This is a genomic window from Brucella sp. NBRC 12953, assembly GCF_040369775.1.
GTDB lineage: Bacteria > Pseudomonadota > Alphaproteobacteria > Rhizobiales > Rhizobiaceae > Brucella > Brucella pseudogrignonensis.
The window spans coordinates 549,898-570,563 of record NZ_BAABSV010000002.1; the positions used below are offsets into that span (position 1 = coordinate 549,898).

Consider the following 20,666-nt stretch of genomic DNA (forward strand, 5'->3'; position numbering starts at 1 on the left):
CCAGCTCTCTCGCATCGCCACAATGCTGAAAGCCAGACATGTTTCGAGGATGAATAGGTCGCCCGTCTTTCGCCTGAACCGGCAAAAAACGCCCAACGCAAACACCCGTCAAAACACATTGATTCGTCTTCACAATACCCTCACCGTGAATCCGCGTGAAGCGTGTTGCACGCAAAAATAAAGGCCGGGCAACGTAAAGATGCCCGACCTACAAGATGTAGCAGTATGGTTAACGGGTAATTAATACCTGTAGTGTTCCGACTTGAATGGGCCTTGCGGCGTTACGCCGATATATGCGGCCTGTTCCTCAGAAAGCACAGTCAGCTTGGCGCCGAGCTTGTCGAGATGCAGACGTGCAACCTTCTCATCGAGGTGCTTTGGCAGGACATAGACTTCATTCTTATACGCGTCGGTACGCGTGAAGAGTTCGATCTGGCCCAGAACCTGATTGGTGAAGGAAGCCGACATAACGAAGCTTGGATGGCCTGTTGCGTTGCCGAGGTTGAGCAGGCGGCCTTCCGAGAGAAGGATGATGCGCTTGCCATCCGGGAATTCAACCAGATCGACCTGTGGCTTCACGTTGGTCCATTTCAGGTTACGCAGTCCTGCAACCTGAATTTCATTGTCGAAGTGACCGATATTGCCGACGATGGCCATATCCTTCAGCTTGCGCATATGATCGAGCGTGATGACGTCCTTATTGCCGGTCGTCGAGATCACGATATCAGCGGTCGAAGCTGCGTCATCGAGCGTTACGACTTCAAAGCCGTCCATTGCAGCCTGAAGTGCGCAGATAGGATCAACTTCCGTGACCTTCACGCGGGCACCGGCACCAGCGAGCGATGCAGCCGAGCCTTTGCCAACGTCGCCATAACCGCAAACGACAGCAACCTTGCCAGCCATCATGACGTCGGTACCGCGACGGATGCCGTCAACCAGCGATTCCTTGCAGCCATACTTGTTGTCGAACTTCGACTTGGTGACGCTGTCATTGACGTTGATTGCCGGGAAGGGCAGGAGGCCCTTCTTCTGCAGCTGGTAAAGACGATTGACGCCTGTGGTGGTTTCTTCGGTCACACCTTTGATCGCATCGCGCTGACGCGTGAAGAAACCAGGAGTTTCAGCCATACGCTTCTTGATCTGAGCGAACAGAACTTCTTCTTCTTCGCTTTCAGGCTTGGAAAGAACGTCTTCGCCAGCCTCAGCGCGCGCGCCGATCAGGATATACATGGTAGCATCGCCACCATCATCGAGGATCATGTTGGATGGTTCGCCATCCGTCCACTGGAAGATCTTGTCGGTATAGGTCCAATATTCTTCAAGCGTTTCGCCCTTGATGGCGAAAACCGGCGTGCCGGTGGCTGCAATCGCTGCCGCTGCATGATCCTGCGTCGAGAAAATATTGCAGGAAGCCCAGCGCACATCGGCGCCGAGCGCCTTCAGTGTTTCGATAAGCACGGCGGTCTGGATCGTCATATGCAGCGAACCGGAGATGCGCGCGCCCTTGAGCGGCTGCGACTTGCCGAATTCTTCGCGCGCGGCCATCAGGCCCGGCATTTCGGTTTCAGCAATATCGAGTTCCTTGCGGCCCCAATCGGCAAGACCGAGATCCTTGACGACAAAATCCTGACTTGCGGTCATCATCTGCTCCAATCAAATTTGTTTAGAAGCCCAAAAGGATGCGAAAGGGCTTCGGCTGGCGTTCTGATTAGCAGATCAGCACGCACAGCACAACGCAACATAAAGAAATCTTTATGTGTCTATATCAATTGATTGAGAAGCAGCGGAACGCCCGGAGACTCAGCACTCCTCGCCGAACTTATCGGCAATAAGTGTCTGAAGTGCATCGAGCACGGCGTCAGCCTGTTCGCCAGATGCGCGAACGTCGATGCAGCAGCCCGGGGAGGCTGCCAGCATCATCAAACCCATGATCGACGTGCCGCCAACAGTCATTCCGTCCTTGCTGACGCGGACATGAGCGTTGTAACCGTCGACGAGCTGCACAAATTTAGCCGATGCGCGGGCGTGAAGACCGCGCTTGTTGACGATCTCGAAAGACCGGGACGAGGCGCTATCGGCATCGTATTCGCCGGTAACGGCTACGGTTGGATGCATGGACTACTTTCCTGTCAGAACCTGACTTGCAACATTGATGTACTTACGCCCCGCATCCTGCGCTTCGCGCAGTGCCGTCTTGATGTCTCCACCAATACGAACACTTGAAAGCTTGATGAGCATCGGCAGGTTCACACCAGCGATCACCTCGATCTTGCCTTCTTCCATCACCGAAATAGCCAGATTCGACGGTGTGCCGCCGAACATATCCGTCAGAACGATGACACCTCTGCCATTATCGGCACGATCAACGGCATCGACAATATCGCGACGACGCTGTTCCATGTCATCTTCGGCACCGATACATACGGTCTCGAAATTGTCTTGCGGGCCAACCACATGCTCAACCGCATGGAGAAACTCTTCGGCCAGCCTTCCGTGCGTAACAAGCACGAGTCCGATCATACTTTAAAAGCTCCTGTCGTGTACCCGCCGCTTGAACCCGCCAAAGGCGCAGATGGCACAAAAACCCTGCCGGCCTCTAGCCGACGAGTTGTGCATCTTGGCAGGGCAAATCTTGATATCAAGTGAAAAATTTCAGCTCTGCCTTGAAAAAAGCAAAATGCCGCAGCGTTAGGCACGTCTTTTGGATTCTTATGAATTATATAATCACTCGAATTGTCACGGCCAAGTCTTGTAGAAGAGACTGGCCTCTATAGCCCGGGAAAGCGCGTTGGAATCGCCATTTGACGACAGCGCAGGCAGTAAGAGACGCGGCACCTCAATATCGTCAAACTGCCATTTTTCACCGCTGGGATAACGCTCGGCTTCATCGCGTCCAACCAGCATGACCACAAGATCAAGCGGCGTCTGTTTCACATAAGCAACAGTGAACAGACCTGCACCGCGAATCTCAACCCCTCCGGCGAGCGCATCGGGAACACTCGCGACAAGTCTTTCACCCTCGACATGCAGAAGCGTGCGATCATCGGCAACAAGACAAGCCTGATCGCCGCTCATCTTGGCGCGCTCAATCAGGGTGAGGGCGAGTTCTGTCTTTCCGGCACCGGATTTTCCCATCAGCATGACACCGCGTCCCTGCAACTGAACAGTTGTTGCATGGAGGCCGCTTTTTTCCTGTTCGGGTGTCATGTCTAAATTACGCGCTAGCCGGAAGATCGACGATGAAGCGGGCACCCTTCATCTGATCCGGATCATCCGCATCAATGATATTTTCTGCTGTCAGCGTACCACCATGAGCTTCAATAATCTGGCGGCTGATCGACAGTCCAAGACCCGAATTCTGACCGAAAGCTTCCGATGCGGGGCGATCAGTATAGAAGCGCTCGAAAATACGCTCGATATTTTCAATCGGAATACCGGGGCCGTTATCTTCAACCAGAACACGCAAACGGCCACCTTCACCAGTCAGGGTAACTTCAATGCGGCCCGTATCTTCCGGCACGAAAGAACGCGCATTTTCGATCAGGTTGCTGATGACTTGTCCCAGACGCAGATCGTGACCGGCAACGAAGAAGCCCTTCTTGCCCGCCGGGAACTTGCCCGTATTGAATACAATCTCTGTACCAACCTTGTTGCGGCGAACTTCGCGCGCAGCATTGACCAGACTGTTGAGCAGCGTCTTCATATCGACGCGGTCGGAATGTTCGCGCGCGAGCTCTGCATCCAGACGCGAGGCATCAGAAATATCGGTAATCAGGCGATCCAGGCGGCGCACATCATGCTGGATCACATCCAGCAGGCGTTTTCGCGAATCATCGTTCTTGGCGAGCGGCAGCGTTTCAACGGCACTGCGCAGCGAGGTGAGGGGGTTTTTCAGCTCGTGACTCACATCAGCTGCGAAACTCTCAATCGCCTCGATGCGCGTATAAAGCGCGTCGGTCATTGCGCGGATAGAGGTCGAAAGATGCCCCACTTCGTCCTGACGTTCGGAGAAATCGGGAATTTCCTCACGGCTCTTAACACCAAGACGCACACGGTCGGCGGCAGCCGCCAGCTTCCGCAATGGGCTTGCAATCGTCGACGCCAAAAACAGCGACAGGATAACCATGACCGCGGCCACAACGCCAAAGACCCGGAAAACGGCCATGCGTTCGCCCTGCACGATCTTGTCGATATCGTCACCTTCGGTCGAAAGCAAAAGGACGCCCAGAATAGCGCGCGACTGCTGGATGGGCACTGCCACCGAAACGACCAATTCGCCCTGCTGGTTACGCCGCTGTGCTGTTTGCGGAGAGCCGGTCAGCGCACGAACGATTTCCTGATAGGCGAGGCCATTACCGCCTGGCTGTTCCTGATAAAGCGGCAGACCGCCGCCATAAAACAGACGTGAGAACCAACCGGTAAAGCGTTCCCAGGCGCTCGGTTCATCTTCTTCGATTGCTGGCAGATCATAACGGAAAACCGGACCGCCAGACGCGAAAGCCGGGGCATAGAGCGAGCGGGAATCAAGCAGAAGGTTGGCGTAATGATCGTAAATGCGGGCGCGTGTACTGGTCGGTGAAATCAGCTGGCGCAGCATCGGGGAGACTTTTTCCGGATTAATCGGGAATTCCCAGTTATCCGGAGAATCGGGCGAAGGCGTAATGCTTTGTCCCGCTTGAAGCTCCAGAAGCTTTTCCGGGTCAATCATCAGCGAATTGGTATCAACCGTTGCGGATGAAGATATAGCTGCCGCAATGATCTTGCCTTGCGTGAGCAAGCTTTCGATCTTGGCGTCGATCAGCCCCTCGCGGAACTGGTTCATATAAAGAATGCCGGAAACAAGCACGGCAAGGGCTGCAAGATTGAGGAAGAGAATACGGCGCGTCAGGCTTGAGAAGAGAAACTGACCCAGAAACCGGCTGAAGGGCGCAAAAAGACGACGCAGGAAAAGCGAACGTTGCCGCCGCGCCCTGCGTTCTCTCATGGTAACGGCACTGTCTTTCCGGGTTTCGGCGACCATGTCGCTTCAATCTTACTTTCTTAGAGCATTTCCTATTCAGAATGAATCATGGGGAATGCTCGATCTCTTTGTTTTTATCGCATTATCCGACGCAAAACCGCTTCGCACTTTTGCTTGAAATGCTCTAATAAGCCTCCGGGCCTCTAATGGCCCGGCGCTCTCATAACTTCATATTACGCTTCGCGGAAGCGGTAACCGACGCCATAGAGCGTTTCGATCATCTCAAAATCGTCATCGGTCGATTTGAACTTCTTGCGAAGGCGCTTGATGTGGCTGTCGATGGTACGGTCATCCACATAGACCTGCTCATCATAAGCCGCATCCATCAGCGCGTCACGGCTTTTCACAACACCGGGGCGCTGTGCAAGCGAATGAAGGATGAGGAATTCGGTCACAGTAAGCGTTACCGGCTCACCTTTCCAGGTGCAGGTGTGACGTTCCTGATCCATGACCAGCTGTCCACGTTCCAGCGATTTGGCCTGCTGGCCGGTCGGCTTTGCGGTGCCATCACGCGCCGCAACACGGCGCAGCACGGCTTTCACACGCTCGACCAGAAGACGCTGCGAGAACGGCTTGGTGATGAAATCGTCAGCGCCCATCTTGAGGCCGAACAATTCATCGATTTCGTCGTCCTTGGACGTCAGGAAGATGACCGGAAGGTCAGACTTCTGGCGCAGGCGGCGCAGAAGTTCCATACCATCCATGCGCGGCATCTTGATATCAAAGATTGCAAGGTTCGGTGGACGCGCCATCAGGCCATCCAAAGCGGAAGCCCCATCGGTATAGGTCTCCACGCGATAGCCTTCCGACTCCAGAGCAATGGAAACGGAGGTCAGAATGTTGCGGTCATCGTCGACCAGCGCAATTGTCTGCGTTGCCGAAGCTTCCTTCATGCGGACCTTCTCCTTTTTAAACCGCCCCGATCACGGCAGCGGCAGAAATAACCGAACGCCTTCTGGCGTCTCGTCTGCAAATTCTCTTTGTCAGTTACCTAAGAAGTGGTTCCAGCTGCCTGACAAATCAATAGTATAATAGTCATGCCGCTTGTGCAGTACAAATTAGGTACAAAATGTGGCAGCCGCTCAACTAACCATCCATGCCCTGCTGCGATTCCTTTTCCTTGGTTAATGCAATCGGGAATTGTTCTCGATGAAAAATACACCCGATAACGTGAAGATTAAACGATTTAAAAAAGTTTCAATTTTTTTAAATCGATTAAATATTTGATTTGATTTAATTAATCTGTTTCTGACTGCCATCCCGGATTAAAATGAACCGGGCCAACAAACTTTAGAACCAGATGGCGGAGAGACCATGAAAGAGATCGGCATTCACAATACTGCCGCTTCCATTGCCACTTCAGGATTGAAGGAACTGTCCGCAGTCTTTTATAATTTTGGACCGGCCCGGCTTTATGAAGAGACTATTCGCCGTGGCGAAGCAGAGCTTTCAGCGCAAGGAGCCCTTGTTGCTAGAACAGGCCAGCACACTGGCCGTTCGCCAAAAGACAAATTCGTGGTTCGCGATGCAAACACCGAAGATCAGGTCTGGTGGGACAACAACAAGCCAATGACGCCTGAGGCTTTCGAGCTTCTCTATGCCGATTTCATCGAACATGCGAAGGGCAAGGAGCTTTTCGTACAGGATCTCATCGGCGGGGCTGACGAAGACAACAAGATCAACGCGCGTGTTGTCACTGAATATGCATGGCATTCGCTGTTCATCCGCAACTTGCTGATCCGTCCGGAAGAAGCAGCGCTTGCTTCTTACGTGCCTGAAATGACGATTATCGATCTGCCTTCCTTTAAGGCCGATCCTGCACGCTATGGCGTGCGCACCGAAACGGTGATCGCGGTCGATCTCACCCGCAAGATTGTGCTGATCGGCGGCACTTCCTATGCTGGTGAAATGAAGAAGTCGGTCTTCACCGCGCTCAACTATCTTCTGCCTGCCAAGGGCGTCATGCCAATGCATTGCTCTGCCAATGAAGGCCCGAACGGCGACACGGCTGTCTTCTTCGGCCTGTCCGGCACTGGCAAGACCACGCTTTCGGCTGATCCGACCCGCACGCTTATCGGTGATGACGAGCACGGCTGGGGCGAAGATGGCGTCTTCAATTTCGAAGGCGGCTGCTATGCCAAGACCATTCGTTTGTCAGCTGAAGCCGAGCCGGAAATCTACGCAACCACGCAGCGCTTCGGCACTGTGCTGGAAAATGTCGTGCTGGATGCAAACCGCCAGCCGGATTTCGATGACGTATCGCTGACTGAAAACACCCGCTGCGCCTATCCGCTCGACTTCATCCCGAATGCATCATCGACGGGCAAGGGCGGTCAGCCAAAGAACATCATCATGCTGACCGCTGATGCCTTCGGCGTCATGCCTCCGATTGCCAAGCTTACGCCTGCGCAGGCCATGTATCACTTCCTGTCTGGCTACACCGCCAAGGTTGCCGGTACGGAAAAGGGTGTGACCGAGCCTGAAGCAACGTTCTCGACCTGCTTTGGTGCGCCATTCATGCCGCGCCATCCATCGGAATATGGCAATCTGCTGCGCAAGCTGATCGCCGAACACAAGGTCGATTGCTGGCTGGTCAATACCGGCTGGACGGGCGGCGCTTATGGCACCGGCAAGCGTATGCCGATCAAGGCTACCCGTGCGCTTCTTGCAGCAGCGCTCGACGGTTCGCTCAACAATGCGGAATTCCGTACTGATCCGAATTTCGGCTTCGCCGTGCCGGTTGAAGTGCCGGGCGTGGATACGTCCATTCTCGATCCGCGTTCGACCTGGGCTGACAAGGCAGCTTACGACGCACAGGCGCAAAAACTTGTCGATATGTTCGTGAACAATTTCGAGAAGTTCGAAAGCCATGTCGATCACGATGTGAAGGACGCCGCTCCGGCGACCCAGATCGCCGCACAATAAATGTGATTGATATCCTGAGGAGGAGGGGAAGCCCGGCTGAAAGGCCGGGTTTTTCTTTTGTCTAACGGATAGAGCGTGTCGCGCTTGATCGTATCCACCGCGCTCGCTCTATCCATTTGTTTTTACGCATGTCTTTATCCCAAAACCGGTTCCCACTTTTGGGAGACATGCGTTAGAAAGCGGTGTATCACTTTCCATCATGGAAGAAAGCCGCAACATCATTCGCATCACGAACCGCTTGACGATCCACGAGGACGATCTGGAGGAGAGCTTTATTCGCTCATCCGGTCCTGGTGGTCAGAACGTCAACAAGGTTTCGACCGCCGTGCAGCTGCGCTTTCATGCGGCACGCTCTGGCCTTCCCGAAGATGTGCTTTCCCGTCTTTTCAAACTTGCCGGTCAGAAAGGCACCAAGGACGGTGACATACTGATCGAGGCCAATCGTTTTCGCACACAAGAGCGCAATCGCGAAGATGCCCGTGATCGGATGATTGCGCTGATCCAGGAGGCAGCAGTTCCGCCACCGCCACCGCGCAGGAAAACAAAGCCGACAAAAGGCTCGATTGAGCGCCGCCTCAAGGCTAAATCCGGACGCTCCGACATCAAGAAAGGCCGCGGCAAGGTTTCTTACGATTAAGCGCATTCCGAAAAGTGGGAACCGGTTTTCGGAAGAAGATACGCGTAAAAACAAATATACCATTCGCATTTTGGGAATAGACAACATGACAATCAATTATCACGAGCTTGAAACCAGCCATGGCCGCATTGCTGTGCGTGAAAGCGAAGGCGAGGGCGCTCCTCTTCTGATGATCCATGGCAATTCAAGTTCGGGCGCAATTTTCGCACCACAGCTCGAAGGCGAGATCGGCAAAAAATGGCGCGTGATAGCGCCTGATCTTCCGGGCCATGGCAAATCTTCCGATGCGATTGATCCCGATCGCAGCTATTCGATGGAAGGCTATGCGGATGCGATGACGGAAGTCATGCAGCAGCTCGGCATTGCCGATGCTGTCGTTTTCGGCTGGTCGCTCGGTGGCCATATCGGTATCGAGATGATTGCCCGTTATCCTGAAATGCGTGGCCTTATGATTACCGGAACGCCACCCGTGGCGCGTGAGGAAGTGGGGCAGGGGTTCAAGAGCGGGCCAGACATGGCGCTTGCCGGACAGGAAGTCTTTTCCGAGCGCGACGTGGATTCTTACGCACGCAGCACCTGTGGCGAACCATTCGAAGCATCGCTTCTCGATATTGTTGCCCGTACCGACGGCCGCGCACGCCGCATCATGTTTGAAAAATTTGCCGCTGGCACCGGCGGCAACCAGCGCGACATCGTCGCTCAAGCAAAGCTTCCCATTGCAGTCGTCAATGGGCGCGATGAACCTTTCGTCGAACTCGACTTCGTCTCCAAGGTAAAATTCGGTAATCTTTGGGAAGGCAAAACCCACGTTATCGACGATGCTGGACATGCGCCATTTCGCGAAACGCCAGCGGAATTTGATGCTTATCTCGCTCGTTTCATCGAGAGTTGCACAAAATAACTTTTGCAATTCAAACGGCATCGATTGATGCCGTTTGACGGCTTCCCACATCCGCCCGGCGCCCTAACTTGATCTTCAGTCCTAACTGGATCTTCAGGATTGTGAAAAGGGTGAAATCATGGGCATGACTGTTGCGGATCTTCTGGCTCAAACCTTGGCCGAAGCAGGTGTGAAACGTATCTGGGGTGTTACGGGCGATAGCCTCAACGGACTGAATGACAGCCTTAGAAGACTTGGCAAGATCGACTGGATGCATGTTCGCCATGAGGAAACCGCAGCCTTCGCCGCAGGGGCGGAAGCGGCTGTCACCGGCGAACTGGCCGTTTGTGCTGGCAGCTGTGGTCCCGGCAATCTGCACCTCATCAACGGGCTTTTTGATTGTCACCGCAACCGCGAACCTGTGCTGGCGATTGCAGCCCATATTCCTTCATCCGAAATCGGTCTCGACTATTTTCAGGAAACCCATCCGCAGGAACTGTTCCGCGAATGCAGCCATTTTGTTGAGCTGGTTTCCAACCCTGCACAAATGCCCGAAGTGCTGAACCGCGCCATGCGCGCGGCCATCGGTAAGCGCGGCGTGGCCGTGATCGTCATTCCGGGTGATGTTGCGCTCAAGCAGGCACCTGAAGGGGCGAAGCAGACCTGGACGCAGATCTCGCCTCCACGCATGGTTCCGTTTGATCAGGATGTCGCAAAGCTCGCAGATATTCTCAACGGTTCTGAGAAGATCACCATTCTGGCAGGCAGCGGCTGCGCTGGCGCCCATGATGCTGTCGTTTCATTGGCCGAACAGCTTGAGGCGCCTGTGGTTCATGCACTGCGCGGCAAGGAACATGTCGAATGGGACAATCCCTTTGATGTTGGCATGACCGGCCTGATCGGCTTTTCATCCGGCTATCACGCCATGCTCAACTGCGACACGCTGCTGATGCTTGGCACCAGTTTCCCTTATCGCAACTTCTATCCCGACAAGGCAAAGATCGTTCAGATCGACAATGATCCTTCACAGCTCGGACGCCGTGCGCCGCTCACATTGGGTGTGACGGGCGATGTGTCGGAAACAATCGCAGCCCTTCTGCCGAAGCTCAAATCTGGCCGCAGCACAAAATTCCTCGATGCTGCAAAGACACATTACACGAAAGCGCGCGAGGCATTGGATGATCTGGCAGAACCATCAAAACCAGGCCAGCCGATCCACCCGCAATATCTCACCCGCCTCGTCAATGAGATTGCGGATGAAGATGCGATCTTCACCGCCGATGTCGGCACGCCTACCGTCTGGGCTGCACGCTACCTCACCATGAATGGCAAGCGTCGCCTGCTCGGTTCTTTCAATCATGGCTCAATGGCCAATGCCATGCTTCAGGCGCTGGGCGCAAAGGCTGCAGCGCCGGAACGACAGGTCGTTTCACTCTCCGGCGATGGCGGTTTCACCATGATGATGGGCGATTTCCTGTCGTTGAAGCAGCTCAATCTGCCCGCCAAGATCATTGTTTATAACAATGGCTCGCTTGGCTTCGTGGCGATGGAAATGAAAGCGGGCGGCTATCTGACCTCTGGAACCGACCTCGAAAACCCGAATTTTGCAGCCATGGCGGAAGCCATCGGCATCAAAGGTTTTCGCGTAGAGGAGTCCGCTGAGCTGCCGGAGGCATTAAAGCAGGCTTTTGCTCATGACGGTCCGGTTCTGGTCGATGTGGTGACAGCCAAACAGGAACTGGTAATGCCGCCCAAGATCAAGGCCGAGCAGGCGAAGGGCTTCAGCCTTTATATGCTCAAAGCCATCATCAGCGGTCGTGGTGATGAAATCGTCGAACTCGCCCGCACCAATCTTGGCCGCTAAGCGGGCCTTATCGAGGAGGTGTGCTAATTAAGTGCCAGAACTTATTGAGCAATTTCCGGAAAATCCTGTCTTGACCAATTTTCGTCGAGCTGTACTTTGTAGCCTATTGATTGGCTGCAAGAAGCGCTAGCTCATCTCTGGTTCTGATATTTGATACGACGCATCAATAGTTTAGCAACAACAGGGAGATTTGCCCCATGGGAATTTTCGATTTCGTGAAGTCGGTCGGAACCAAGCTTGGTTTCGGTGAAAATGAACCCAAAGCCGATGATCTGAAGAAGGAACTCGACTCGCATAATCTCGGCACAGATGGCGTGCAGGTGAGCGTGCAGGGCGACAAAGCCGTCCTGACCGGCAATGTGAAGGATCAGTCGGCTTTTGAAAAAGCTATTATCGCTGTCGGCAACTCGCTTGGTGTTTCCAAGGTGGAAGCCTCGGAACTGAAAGTCGATGGTGCCGGGACGACCGGTGCCGAACCCGTCTTCTACACGGTCAAGAAGGGCGACAATCTCTGGAAAATCGCCGAAGCTCAATATGGCAAAGGCAAGGGCGCAAAGAACGACATCATCTTTGAAGCCAACAAGCCGATGCTGACGCATCCGGACAAAATCTATCCGGGTCAGGTGCTGCGCATTCCGCCGCTTGCTTGATTGCAAAAACGATCCAAAGCGATCAGGGCGCCGAACTATTCGGCGCCCTTATTCTTTACGGGATATAAATCTCGGCTTTCATGAATGTTACGGCGTTACCGGTGAGCAAAACACGGTCGCCTTTCAGCTCACATCCCAAATGTCCACCACGGGCCGAAGCCTGATAAGCGGACAGTTTGTCTTTCCCGATCTTTTGAGCCCAATAGGGAACAAGCGTCGCATGAATAGATCCTGTAACCGGATCTTCCGGGATACCCGATCCCGCCGCAAAATAACGCGAAACGAAGTCGTGCGACGATCCTCGCGCGGTAATCACCAGGCCGACTGATCCCAGTTTTTCAATCTGGATATGATCAGGCACGAAAGCCCTGACCGCAGCCTCATCCTCAAGCTGCACATAGATGTTCTCGAAATTTCTGAAGAACGTGGCTCCGCTCTCATTCTCAAACAGTGGTGCGATGAACGCAGGCAGCTCGGAAAGCTGGTCGGGAGCAATGGATGGAACATCAAGCACATAATCGTCGCCCGCGCGCGAAACACTGATCTTGCCTATGCGGGTGTGAAAATTCAGATCACCGTCAATCTTGTGGTGCCAAGCCAAAACATGCGCCGTTGCCAGAGTGGCATGGCCGCAGAAATCGACCTCTAGCGTCGGTGTAAACCATCTGAGCTTCCAGCCTTCCTCTGCAGGGCATGCAAAAGCTGTTTCAGCGAGATTGTTTTCCGCAGCGATTGCCTGCATGGTCGCATCGCTCAGCCAGTCTTTCAGGATCAGAACTGCCGCAGGGTTTCCGGCGAAGACACGTTTGGTGAACGCGTCCACCTGATACATTTCCAGCACTTGCGGCATTCTGGTTTCCTGAGATTTAAATCTTTCTGAGTGCCACTTCTTCGATCAGATGATCGCTGCCTTTGCGCAGGATAATATCGGCGCGGGGGCGGGTGGGAAGAATGTTTTCGCGCAGGTTCTTCATGTTGATATTGTTCCAGAGGCCTTCGCCGATGGAACGCGCGGCTTCTTCTGAAAGCTGCGAATAGCGGTGGAAGAACGACTGCGGATTGACGAAAGCCGTCTCACGCAAACGCATGAAGCGGTCGATATACCATTTGTGGATCAGCTCCGATTCCGCATCGATATAGATCGAGAAGTCGAAGAAGTCGGACACGAAAGGCACCATCTTGCCGTCTTCCGGCAGATCGCGGACCTGAAGCACATTGATGCCTTCAAAGATCAGAATGTCGGGCTTGTCGACAATCTGATATTCGCCAGGCAGCACGTCATAGCTCAGATGCGAATAGAGCGGCGCGCGCACATGGCTCATGCCGGCCTTGATCGCTGACAGGAAGCGCAGAACCGTTCCCACATCATAGCTTTCCGGAAAGCCCTTGCGCTCCATCATGTTCTGATCACGCAGAACCGCGTTGGGGTAGAGGAAGCCGTCCGTCGTCACCAGATCGACCTTCGGGCTGGAAGGCCAGCGGGCGAGTAGTTCTTTCAGAATACGCGCGGTCGTGGATTTGCCCACCGCAACCGAGCCTGCAATGCCAATTATGAAAGGCGTCTTGAAGCGCTCTTCCATATTGAGAAATTGCTGGCGCTGACGAAACAGAAGCTGGCTTGCTTCCACATGCGCATAGAGCAGACGGGACAGCGACAGATAAATACGCCGCACCTCATCAAGGTCAATCGGATCGCCCAGCGAGCGCAACCGTTTCACTTCTTCATAGGTGAGGGTGAGGGGGGTGTCGGCGCGAAAGCCTGCCCACTCTTCCGCCGAAAAGAAACGGTAAGGCGAGTAACGCGACGGCGTTAGCTGGTCCACTTTTTCCCACATATTGTCGCTGCTCTCCCTCAACGCCAATTCTGCACTAACAGCTTTTGGATTAGTTTGCATTTATGCTTTCGGACGACCGGCCTTTTCCTCAAGGCCAGTCTGCGCTGTACGGCGTTGCAACTCTGCAAGAACTTCATCAAGCGACACATCTGCAATCTTGAGAACCACCAGCAGGTGATAAAGCAGGTCGGCGCTTTCCGTGACCACTTCCGCGCGATCACCGCTAACTGCGGCAATCACCGTTTCGACGGCTTCTTCACCAAGCTTTTTGGCGGCCCGCGTCTGACCCTTGGCAAAGAGACTAGCAGTATAAGACGATCCATCCGTCGAATTTGCACGCTCTGCAACAATGCGTTCAAGGTCGGAAAGGGTGAACTCAGCCATCGGAATTCCTTCAACTCTTTTTGCGCATGTCGTTATCGGAAAACCGGTTCCCACTTTTCCGCGACAAGCTATATTCTCAACGGACCGGATCGAGCCGCATCGGGATACCAGCCTCGGCCATATAGCGCTTGGCTTCGCCAATCGTATAGGTTCCAAAGTGGAAGATGGATGCTGCGAGAACTGCCGTTGCATGACCTTCGCGGATACCGTCGACCATGTGATCGAGATTGCCAACGCCACCCGATGCGATCACCGGAACGCGCACGCTGTCAGCAACAGCGCGCGTCAGGGCCACATCGTAACCCGCCTTGGTGCCATCACGATCCATCGAGGTCAGCAGGATTTCACCCGCACCAAGGCTCACCACCTTCTGTGCAAATTCCACCGCATCAATGCCAGTCGTCTGGCGACCGCCATGGGTAAAGATTTCCCAGCGGTCGCTCTCGCCAGCACCCGAAACCTTCTTGGCGTCAATGGCCACAACGATGCACTGATCGCCAAACTTGTCGGCGGCTTCTGCAACAAATTCCGGGTTCTTGACCGCAGCCGTGTTGATCGAAACCTTGTCGGCCCCAGCAAGCAACAGCTTGCGAATGTCAGAAACCTGACGCACGCCACCGCCAACGGTCAGCGGCATGAAACACTGTTCCGCTGTACGGGCGATGACATCGAAAATTGTCTCGCGATTGTCCGAAGACGCCGTGATATCGAGGAAGCACAATTCGTCTGCGCCGGCCGCATCATAGGCGCGGGCCGCTTCCACCGGATCACCGGCATCGATCAGATCGACAAAGTTTACGCCCTTAACGACACGACCGTCTTTAACGTCCAAACAAGGAATCACGCGTGCTTTGAGTGTCATGCTGAAGTTCCTTCAGATGCGCGTCCTCGCCGCTCTGCGGCTGCGGGCGACGCGGCTAACAAAGCCAATGCTTCTGCCGGATCAATGCGGCCGTCATAAAGTGCGCGACCGGAAATCGCACCTTCAAGCTTACGCGCATCAGGAGCGGCGAGGCGCTTAATATCATCCATCGAAGCAAGACCGCCCGATGCGATCACCGGAATGGAAACGCTGTCTGCGAGGCCAAGTGTGGAATCCCAGTTGATACCAGCCAGAACACCGTCACGGTCAATGTCGGTATAAATGATGGCTGCGACGCCCGCACCTTCAAACTTTTTCGCAAGCTCCACCACGCCAAGCTCTGAGGCCTCGGCCCAGCCTTCAACGGCAACATAGCCGCCCTTGGCATCAATACCGACGGCAACCTGACCCGGAAATTCCTTGCAGGCTTCGATCACCAGCGCCGGATCGCGCACGGCAACGGTGCCGAGAATAACGCGGCGCAGTCCCTTGGAAAGCCAGCTTTCAATATGGGCAAGCGTGCGGATACCGCCGCCAAGCTGAACCGGATTTTTGGTCGCTTTCAAAATGGCTTCAACAGCTTTGCCGTTGACGCTTTCGCCAGCAAAAGCACCGTTGAGATCGACCACATGCAGCCATTCAAAGCCCTGATCCTCAAAAGCTTTGGCCTGTGCTGCAGGGTCTTCATTGTAAACGGTCGCCTGATCCATGTCGCCAAGCTTCAGGCGCACGCATTGACCGTCTTTCAAATCGATGGCGGGAAAAAGGATCATATCTTCAAGGCTTCCATTTCAGGAAATTGGCAATAAGCGAAAGGCCAAGCAGCTGGCTCTTTTCAGGATGGAACTGCGTGCCGATCATGTTGTCGCGACCAACCGTTGCGGTCACATCGCCACCATATTCGGTGACGGCCAGCACTTCTGCTTTGTTCTTGGCATCGAACATGTAGGAATGCACGAAATAGGCATGCAAGCCGTTCTCGCCGGTAGCGATACCGTCGAACACCGGATGCGAATGTTTCACGTGAATCCTGTTCCAGCCGATCTGCGGAATCTTGAGCGTTGGGTCGGACGGCGTCATTTCACGCACGTCGCCTGCGATCCAGCCGAGACCTTCGGTCACTTCTTTTTCAAGGCCGCGTTCCGACATCAACTGCATACCCACGCAGATGCCAAGAAACGGATGCGCCTTTTTCAGAACCACATCTTCCAGTGCTTCCACCATGCCGGAAACCGCATGGAGGCCGCGACGGCAATCGGCATAAGCGCCAACGCCCGGCAGCACGATGCGATCGGCGCTCGCCACGCGATCGGCATCCGCAGTCAGTTCGATTTCAGCTTTCACACCGCTCTCATGGGCGGCACGCTCAAAGGCCTTGGTGGCCGAGCGGAGATTGCCGGAACCATAGTCGATAATTGCAACACGCATTTTCAGTTTTCTCCGCGATGACCGACAAATCCGATCGTCGAGCCAAATGAGGAATAAGTGGGACGAGGGGCCTGCTGCGCCCATTCCGGCGCAGAGGCGTCCTTCAGGGAGTCTTTGATTTCTGTCGCTGGCTCTGCCGCTTCTTTAAGACCGTAGAAGTAGCGGATTTCCGCTTCTTCCAGATCAGCCGCATCAATGACGGCTGTTTCAACGAAACCTTGACGCTTTAGCTTCGCGATCTTCCAGTTAACGCCTTCCAGCGCCACAAAAAGCGAAAACAACAACGTGATCAGCGGCACTGCATTGGAGATGCCCAATGCAGAACCTGCCACGCCCAGCAGGATGGTCACACCGAGAACGGCAATGGCTTCAAACCAGAGCCGCTGCAACAACAGCCAGACAAACGGGAGGATCAGCGCTAAGGCGTAGAATCCGTCGCGCACGAAAACCGCTTTTTCGGAACGTTGAGTTCCGGCTGGTTCAAGAACGACGAATTGCGCCATGACACGTCCTTTCGGGAAAGACTTATCCCTTCAGCGACCCCTTGGTCGAGGGAATTGCATCCTTCTGGCGCGGATCGGTTTCGAGCGCTGTGCGCAGAACCCGGGCCACCGCCTTGAAGATCGATTCTGCAATATGGTGATTGTTGGCACCATAGTGATTGTTGATATGCAGTGTAATGCCAGCATTCATCGCAAAAGCCTGGAAGAACTCGCGCACCAGTTCAGTATCGAAGGTGCCGATTTTGGCAGTCGTAAAATTCACGTTCCAGACCAGAAAGGCACGGCCCGAAACATCGACCGCCGCACCCGTCAGCGTGTCGTCCATGGCGAGATCCATCGAGGCATAACGCACGATACCGCGACGCTCACCAAGCGCTTTCGCCACAGCCTGACCCAGCGCAATGCCGGTATCTTCGACTGTGTGGTGGTCATCAATATGCAGATCGCCCTTGGCCATGACGCGCATGTCAATGAGCGAATGTCGGGAAAGCTGCTCCAGCATATGATCGAAGAAGCCGACACCAGTTGTAATGTCGAACTTGCCGTTGCCGTCCAGATCCACAGAAACAGCAATGCTTGTTTCTTTTGTTGAACGTTCGATACTTGCTTTGCGGGCGCTTTCAGCCGTCATAGCATTTCCTCTGTTGAAATCTTTTCGCGTTCTAGAACAGCTGGCCGCTTTTGCCAATGGTTTTAGGGATGCTCCCAACATTCTGACTTTTGTTTGCGCGCATTTTATCAAAAAGCCGTTTCACACTTTTTGGAATGCGGCTTTCCCAGCAGCGCATTTTACCCAAAAACCGTTTCACACTTTTTGGAATGCAATTTTCCCAACAGCGCATTTCATCCAAAAACCGTTTCACACTTTTTGGAATGCGGCTTTCCCAGCAGCGCATTTCATCCAAAAACCGTTTCACACTTTTTGGAATGCGCTGTTAGCCATTTGCATTTTGCCAGCCCCTTCTTAAATATTCACAACGAAACCCGATTCAGTTAGCTCTTGAGCCGACGAAGCGAGCTTCGAGCCAAATAAGGGGCTTATGCGTTTGCCAGATGGAAACGTATCGGCCGCCAAAGGAGTGATCCATGATCGAACATAATCCCACGACAATTTACGGCACGACCATTGTCACCGTTCGCAAGGGTAACAAGGTTGTTATCGCCGGTGACGGGCAGGTCTCGCTTGGCAACACCGTGATGAAGGGCAATGCGCGCAAAGTGCGCCGCATCGGCAAAGGCAATGTCATTGCCGGTTTCGCCGGTGCCACGGCTGATGCCTTCACGCTGCTTGAGCGCCTTGAAGCCAAGCTTGAACAATATCCGGATCAGCTGATGCGCGCCTCCGTCGAACTCGCCAAGGACTGGCGCACCGACCGCTATCTGCGCAAGCTGGAAGCCATGATGCTGGTTGCCGACAGCAAGGTGACGCTTGCACTCACCGGTACGGGCGACGTGCTTGAACCCGAACATGGCGTCATGGCCATCGGATCGGGCGGCAATTATGCGCTGGCCGCAGCCCGCGCGCTGATCGATACCGATAAGGATGCCGAGGAAATCGCCCGCAAGGCGATGGAGATTGCAGCCGATATCTGCATCTACACCAATCACAGCATTCTTGTTGAAAGCCTCGACGCCGAATGAGCTCAATAGCGCAAGCCTCAACCTCCAAGACACATCGTTGGGGCTTAGGTGCTCTGATCGTCCTTGCCATTCTCGTTATACAGGCCTCCTGGCTTTATATCGACGGACGGATTCCCATGTGCGAATGCGGCACCATAAAATTATGGTCCGGTTCGCTGATGTCTGAGAATTCGCAGCATATAGCCGACTGGTATACGCTCTCGCACATCATTCATGGCTTTCTGTTCTACTGGCTTCTGACAATCATCGCGCCAAAGGCTCCGCTGGGTCTGAGACTTGCTGTGGCAGTCGGCGTTGAAGCCGCCTGGGAACTGGTCGAAAACTCGAATTTCATCATCGAGCGCTATCGCGCCAATACGTCCTCGGTGGACTATTTTGGCGATAGTATCGTGAATTCGGTTTCCGACAGTGTTTTCGCCATGATCGGCTTTCTGATCGCAGCCAAACTGCCAACAAAAATCACCGTCGCGACTGCGCTCTTTTTTGAAGTTCTGGCGCTTATTGTCATCCGCGACAACCTTACGCTCAACGTGATCATGCTGCTGCATCCGTTCGAGTTCATCAAGCAGTGGCAAACCGGGTTATAATCATGAGTAATTTTTCTCCCCGTGAAATCGTTTCCGAACTTGACCGCTTCATCATCGGCCAGAACGACGCCAAGCGCGCCGTCGCTATCGCTTTGCGCAATCGCTGGCGCCGCCAGCAGCTGGAAGGCCAGATGCGCGAAGAGGTCATGCCAAAAAACATCCTGATGATCGGACCGACCGGCGTTGGCAAGACGGAAATCTCCCGTCGGCTCGCCAAGCTTGCAGGCGCTCCTTTCATCAAGGTTGAAGCCACCAAATTTACCGAAGTGGGCTATGTTGGCCGCGACGTTGAACAGATCATCCGCGATCTGGTTGAAGCCGCGATCGCTCTGGTGCGTGAAAAGAAGCGCGAAGACGTGAAGGCCAAAGCACACATCAATGCTGAAGAACGCGTGCTTGACGGTCTTGTCGGCAAGACTGCAAGCCCTGCCACCCGCGAAAGCTTCCGCAAGAAGCTGCGTGACGGCGAGCTGGACGATAAGGAAATCGAGATCGAGGTCGCCGATACAGGTTCAGGCCAGAATTTCGAAATTCCGGGTATGCCAGGTGCCAATATCGGCATGATCAATATCGGCGATATTTTCGGCAAGGCCATGGGCGGGCGCACTAAGACGCGCAAGACCACGGTCAAGGAATCATATGCAATCCTGATCAATGATGAGTCTGACAAGCTACTCGATCAGGATCAGCTCATTCAGGAAGCCCTGCGTTCGACCGAAAATGACGGCATCGTCTTCCTTGACGAAATCGACAAGATTGCTGCACGCGAAGGCGGAATGGGAGCAGGCGTCTCACGCGAAGGCGTGCAGCGCGATCTGCTGCCGCTTGTTGAAGGCACCACTGTTGCGACGAAATATGGTCCGGTGAAAACCGATCATATCCTGTTCATCGCATCGGGTGCGTTCCACGTTTCCAAGCCATCCGACCTGCTGCCGGAACTTCAGGGTCGTCTGCCGATCCGTGTGGAGTTGAACGCGCTGACGCGTGAAGATTTCCGCCGGATTCTGACTGAAACCGAAGTCAGCCTCATCAAGCAGTATATTGCGTTGATGGCGACGGAAGAGGTGAAGCTCGATATTACGGACGACGCGATTGATGCTTTGGCTGACATTGCGGTCGATCTCAACTCGACCGTCGAAAACATTGGCGCGCGTCGCTTGCAGACGGTGATGGAACGGGTTCTGGACGATATTTCCTACAATGCACCTGACAAGGCCGGTTCGGACTTCAAGGTCGATGGGGAATATGTCCGCAAGACCATCGGCGATCTGGCCAAGAACACGGACCTTTCGCGTTTCATTCTGTAAAGAACCTGAGATGCGATCCAGGAACGTGACCAGAAAGTCACGCTTGGGTCCCATAATCCCGAAAGACAAAAATCCCCTCGACTTCATCGAGGGGGTTTTTTATTTTGCGGCAACTTTTATAGATCGTTTACCATATTGGGGCC

Annotated in this window: 23 protein-coding genes; 9 read left to right on the forward strand and 14 right to left on the reverse strand. The window is 54.1% G+C overall.

The window, feature by feature from the left end:
- Positions 1 to 240: 240 nt before the first annotated feature.
- The 6 genes from ahcY to ABWV94_RS06510 all read right to left on the reverse strand — a co-directional run bounded on the left by ahcY (position 241) and on the right by ABWV94_RS06510 (position 5,913).
- Positions 241 to 1,641 carry an adenosylhomocysteinase gene (gene ahcY, locus ABWV94_RS06485; protein ID WP_007872530.1) on the reverse strand — a complete coding sequence of 467 codons (1,401 nt, stop codon included), beginning with the start codon at positions 1,639 to 1,641 and terminating at the stop codon, positions 241 to 243.
- Between the two features lie 159 nt (positions 1,642 to 1,800).
- Complete coding sequence (locus ABWV94_RS06490; protein ID WP_007872515.1) at positions 1,801 to 2,115, reverse strand: HPr family phosphocarrier protein; 315 nt, start codon at positions 2,113 to 2,115, stop codon at positions 1,801 to 1,803.
- 3 nt (positions 2,116 to 2,118) lie between these two features.
- On the reverse strand, positions 2,119 to 2,520 hold the full coding sequence (locus tag ABWV94_RS06495; RefSeq protein WP_007872512.1) for a PTS sugar transporter subunit IIA: 402 nt from the start codon (positions 2,518 to 2,520) through the stop codon (positions 2,119 to 2,121).
- Between the two features lie 216 nt (positions 2,521 to 2,736).
- Positions 2,737 to 3,207, reverse strand: a complete 471-nt coding sequence (locus ABWV94_RS06500; RefSeq protein WP_353412850.1) for an HPr kinase/phosphorylase — start codon at positions 3,205 to 3,207, stop codon at positions 2,737 to 2,739.
- Between the two features lie 7 nt (positions 3,208 to 3,214).
- Entirely contained in the window at positions 3,215 to 5,020 is a 1,806-nt protein-coding gene (locus tag ABWV94_RS06505) for a sensor histidine kinase (RefSeq protein ID WP_064322243.1), read from the reverse strand.
- Positions 5,021 to 5,193: 173 nt separating this feature from the next.
- On the reverse strand, positions 5,194 to 5,913 hold the full coding sequence (locus tag ABWV94_RS06510) for a response regulator transcription factor (RefSeq protein ID WP_007872489.1): 720 nt from the start codon (positions 5,911 to 5,913) through the stop codon (positions 5,194 to 5,196).
- Positions 5,914 to 6,334: 421 nt separating this feature from the next.
- Between ABWV94_RS06510 and ABWV94_RS06515 the strand changes: the two genes are divergently transcribed.
- The 5 genes from ABWV94_RS06515 (at position 6,335) to lysM (ending at position 11,976) form a co-directional block, all read left to right on the forward strand.
- Positions 6,335 to 7,945: a phosphoenolpyruvate carboxykinase gene (locus ABWV94_RS06515; RefSeq protein ID WP_112804490.1), complete on the forward strand. Its 1,611-nt coding sequence runs from the start codon at positions 6,335 to 6,337 to the stop codon at positions 7,943 to 7,945.
- A gap of 199 nt (positions 7,946 to 8,144) precedes the next feature.
- Complete coding sequence (arfB, locus tag ABWV94_RS06520) at positions 8,145 to 8,582, forward strand: alternative ribosome rescue aminoacyl-tRNA hydrolase ArfB (RefSeq protein WP_113496159.1); 438 nt, start codon at positions 8,145 to 8,147, stop codon at positions 8,580 to 8,582.
- Positions 8,583 to 8,667: 85 nt separating this feature from the next.
- Positions 8,668 to 9,483, forward strand: a complete 816-nt coding sequence (locus tag ABWV94_RS06525; RefSeq protein ID WP_113485550.1) for an alpha/beta fold hydrolase — start codon at positions 8,668 to 8,670, stop codon at positions 9,481 to 9,483.
- A gap of 118 nt (positions 9,484 to 9,601) precedes the next feature.
- Entirely contained in the window at positions 9,602 to 11,326 is a 1,725-nt protein-coding gene (gene poxB / locus ABWV94_RS06530) for a ubiquinone-dependent pyruvate dehydrogenase (protein WP_113496161.1), read from the forward strand.
- 197 nt (positions 11,327 to 11,523) lie between these two features.
- On the forward strand, positions 11,524 to 11,976 hold the full coding sequence (gene lysM / locus ABWV94_RS06535) for a peptidoglycan-binding protein LysM (RefSeq protein WP_007872476.1): 453 nt from the start codon (positions 11,524 to 11,526) through the stop codon (positions 11,974 to 11,976).
- Positions 11,977 to 12,031: 55 nt separating this feature from the next.
- Here lysM and ABWV94_RS06540 read toward each other — a convergent pair whose 3' ends face one another.
- The 8 genes from ABWV94_RS06540 to hisB form a co-directional block, all read right to left on the reverse strand.
- Entirely contained in the window at positions 12,032 to 12,826 is a 795-nt protein-coding gene (locus ABWV94_RS06540) for a PhzF family phenazine biosynthesis protein (protein WP_113496162.1), read from the reverse strand.
- 16 nt (positions 12,827 to 12,842) lie between these two features.
- Positions 12,843 to 13,811: a type I pantothenate kinase gene (gene coaA / locus ABWV94_RS06545; protein WP_353412854.1), complete on the reverse strand. Its 969-nt coding sequence runs from the start codon at positions 13,809 to 13,811 to the stop codon at positions 12,843 to 12,845.
- A gap of 60 nt (positions 13,812 to 13,871) precedes the next feature.
- Entirely contained in the window at positions 13,872 to 14,195 is a 324-nt protein-coding gene (locus tag ABWV94_RS06550; protein ID WP_113496163.1) for a phosphoribosyl-ATP diphosphatase, read from the reverse strand.
- Between the two features lie 76 nt (positions 14,196 to 14,271).
- The gene (gene hisF / locus ABWV94_RS06555; protein ID WP_007872463.1) at positions 14,272 to 15,057 is read right to left on the reverse strand and encodes an imidazole glycerol phosphate synthase subunit HisF; all 786 of its coding nucleotides are present in this window, start codon (positions 15,055 to 15,057) and stop codon (positions 14,272 to 14,274) included.
- Positions 15,054 to 15,830, reverse strand: a complete 777-nt coding sequence (hisA, locus tag ABWV94_RS06560; protein ID WP_113496164.1) for a 1-(5-phosphoribosyl)-5-[(5-phosphoribosylamino)methylideneamino]imidazole-4-carboxamide isomerase — start codon at positions 15,828 to 15,830, stop codon at positions 15,054 to 15,056. Before hisA ends, hisF begins: the two co-directional genes overlap by 4 nt.
- Positions 15,831 to 15,834: 4 nt before the next feature.
- Positions 15,835 to 16,485 (reverse strand): imidazole glycerol phosphate synthase subunit HisH, encoded by a 651-nt coding sequence (gene hisH, locus ABWV94_RS06565; RefSeq protein ID WP_079212470.1) that lies wholly within the window; start codon positions 16,483 to 16,485, stop codon positions 15,835 to 15,837.
- Between the two features lie 2 nt (positions 16,486 to 16,487).
- On the reverse strand, positions 16,488 to 16,988 hold the full coding sequence (locus tag ABWV94_RS06570; protein ID WP_113496165.1) for a DUF2628 domain-containing protein: 501 nt from the start codon (positions 16,986 to 16,988) through the stop codon (positions 16,488 to 16,490).
- 22 nt (positions 16,989 to 17,010) lie between these two features.
- Entirely contained in the window at positions 17,011 to 17,619 is a 609-nt protein-coding gene (gene hisB, locus ABWV94_RS06575; RefSeq protein ID WP_007872453.1) for an imidazoleglycerol-phosphate dehydratase HisB, read from the reverse strand.
- 13 nt (positions 17,620 to 17,632) lie between these two features.
- Between hisB and ABWV94_RS06580 the strand changes: the two genes are divergently transcribed.
- The 4 genes from ABWV94_RS06580 to hslU all read left to right on the forward strand — a co-directional run bounded on the left by ABWV94_RS06580 (position 17,633) and on the right by hslU (position 20,523).
- Positions 17,633 to 17,956: a hypothetical protein gene (locus ABWV94_RS06580; RefSeq protein WP_162761626.1), complete on the forward strand. Its 324-nt coding sequence runs from the start codon at positions 17,633 to 17,635 to the stop codon at positions 17,954 to 17,956.
- A 118-nt stretch (positions 17,957 to 18,074) separates the two neighbouring features.
- A complete protein-coding gene (gene hslV / locus ABWV94_RS06585) occupies positions 18,075 to 18,629 on the forward strand; it encodes an ATP-dependent protease subunit HslV (RefSeq protein WP_007872451.1) in 555 nt (184 codons plus the stop codon).
- The gene (locus tag ABWV94_RS06590; RefSeq protein ID WP_007872450.1) at positions 18,626 to 19,216 is read left to right on the forward strand and encodes a DUF2585 domain-containing protein; all 591 of its coding nucleotides are present in this window, start codon (positions 18,626 to 18,628) and stop codon (positions 19,214 to 19,216) included. The genes hslV and ABWV94_RS06590 overlap by 4 nt, the downstream gene beginning before the upstream one ends.
- Positions 19,217 to 19,218: 2 nt before the next feature.
- Positions 19,219 to 20,523 (forward strand): ATP-dependent protease ATPase subunit HslU, encoded by a 1,305-nt coding sequence (gene hslU / locus ABWV94_RS06595; protein ID WP_007872448.1) that lies wholly within the window; start codon positions 19,219 to 19,221, stop codon positions 20,521 to 20,523.
- Positions 20,524 to 20,666: the final 143 nt, after the last annotated feature.

Bases quoted from the DNA above. Each gene is read 5' to 3' on its own strand.
- ahcY (WP_007872530.1), bottom strand. From the start codon at position 1,641: ATGACCGCAAGTCAGGATTTTGTCGTCAAGGATCTCGGTCTTGCCGAT.
- ABWV94_RS06490 (WP_007872515.1), bottom strand. From the start codon at position 2,115: ATGCATCCAACCGTAGCCGTTACCGGCGAATACGATGCCGATAGCGCC.
- ABWV94_RS06495 (WP_007872512.1), bottom strand. From the start codon at position 2,520: ATGATCGGACTCGTGCTTGTTACGCACGGAAGGCTGGCCGAAGAGTTT.
- ABWV94_RS06500 (WP_353412850.1), bottom strand. From the start codon at position 3,207: ATGACACCCGAACAGGAAAAAAGCGGCCTCCATGCAACAACTGTTCAG.
- ABWV94_RS06505 (WP_064322243.1), bottom strand. From the start codon at position 5,020: ATGGTCGCCGAAACCCGGAAAGACAGTGCCGTTACCATGAGAGAACGC.
- ABWV94_RS06510 (WP_007872489.1), bottom strand. From the start codon at position 5,913: ATGAAGGAAGCTTCGGCAACGCAGACAATTGCGCTGGTCGACGATGAC.
- ABWV94_RS06515 (WP_112804490.1), top strand. From the start codon at position 6,335: ATGAAAGAGATCGGCATTCACAATACTGCCGCTTCCATTGCCACTTCA.
- arfB (WP_113496159.1), top strand. From the start codon at position 8,145: ATGGAAGAAAGCCGCAACATCATTCGCATCACGAACCGCTTGACGATC.
- ABWV94_RS06525 (WP_113485550.1), top strand. From the start codon at position 8,668: ATGACAATCAATTATCACGAGCTTGAAACCAGCCATGGCCGCATTGCT.
- poxB (WP_113496161.1), top strand. From the start codon at position 9,602: ATGGGCATGACTGTTGCGGATCTTCTGGCTCAAACCTTGGCCGAAGCA.
- lysM (WP_007872476.1), top strand. From the start codon at position 11,524: ATGGGAATTTTCGATTTCGTGAAGTCGGTCGGAACCAAGCTTGGTTTC.
- ABWV94_RS06540 (WP_113496162.1), bottom strand. From the start codon at position 12,826: ATGCCGCAAGTGCTGGAAATGTATCAGGTGGACGCGTTCACCAAACGT.
- coaA (WP_353412854.1), bottom strand. From the start codon at position 13,811: ATGTGGGAAAAAGTGGACCAGCTAACGCCGTCGCGTTACTCGCCTTAC.
- ABWV94_RS06550 (WP_113496163.1), bottom strand. From the start codon at position 14,195: ATGGCTGAGTTCACCCTTTCCGACCTTGAACGCATTGTTGCAGAGCGT.
- hisF (WP_007872463.1), bottom strand. From the start codon at position 15,057: ATGACACTCAAAGCACGCGTGATTCCTTGTTTGGACGTTAAAGACGGT.
- hisA (WP_113496164.1), bottom strand. From the start codon at position 15,830: ATGATCCTTTTTCCCGCCATCGATTTGAAAGACGGTCAATGCGTGCGC.
- hisH (WP_079212470.1), bottom strand. From the start codon at position 16,485: ATGCGTGTTGCAATTATCGACTATGGTTCCGGCAATCTCCGCTCGGCC.
- ABWV94_RS06570 (WP_113496165.1), bottom strand. From the start codon at position 16,988: ATGGCGCAATTCGTCGTTCTTGAACCAGCCGGAACTCAACGTTCCGAA.
- hisB (WP_007872453.1), bottom strand. From the start codon at position 17,619: ATGACGGCTGAAAGCGCCCGCAAAGCAAGTATCGAACGTTCAACAAAA.
- hslV (WP_007872451.1), top strand. From the start codon at position 18,075: ATGATCGAACATAATCCCACGACAATTTACGGCACGACCATTGTCACC.
- ABWV94_RS06590 (WP_007872450.1), top strand. From the start codon at position 18,626: ATGAGCTCAATAGCGCAAGCCTCAACCTCCAAGACACATCGTTGGGGC.
- hslU (WP_007872448.1), top strand. From the start codon at position 19,219: ATGAGTAATTTTTCTCCCCGTGAAATCGTTTCCGAACTTGACCGCTTC.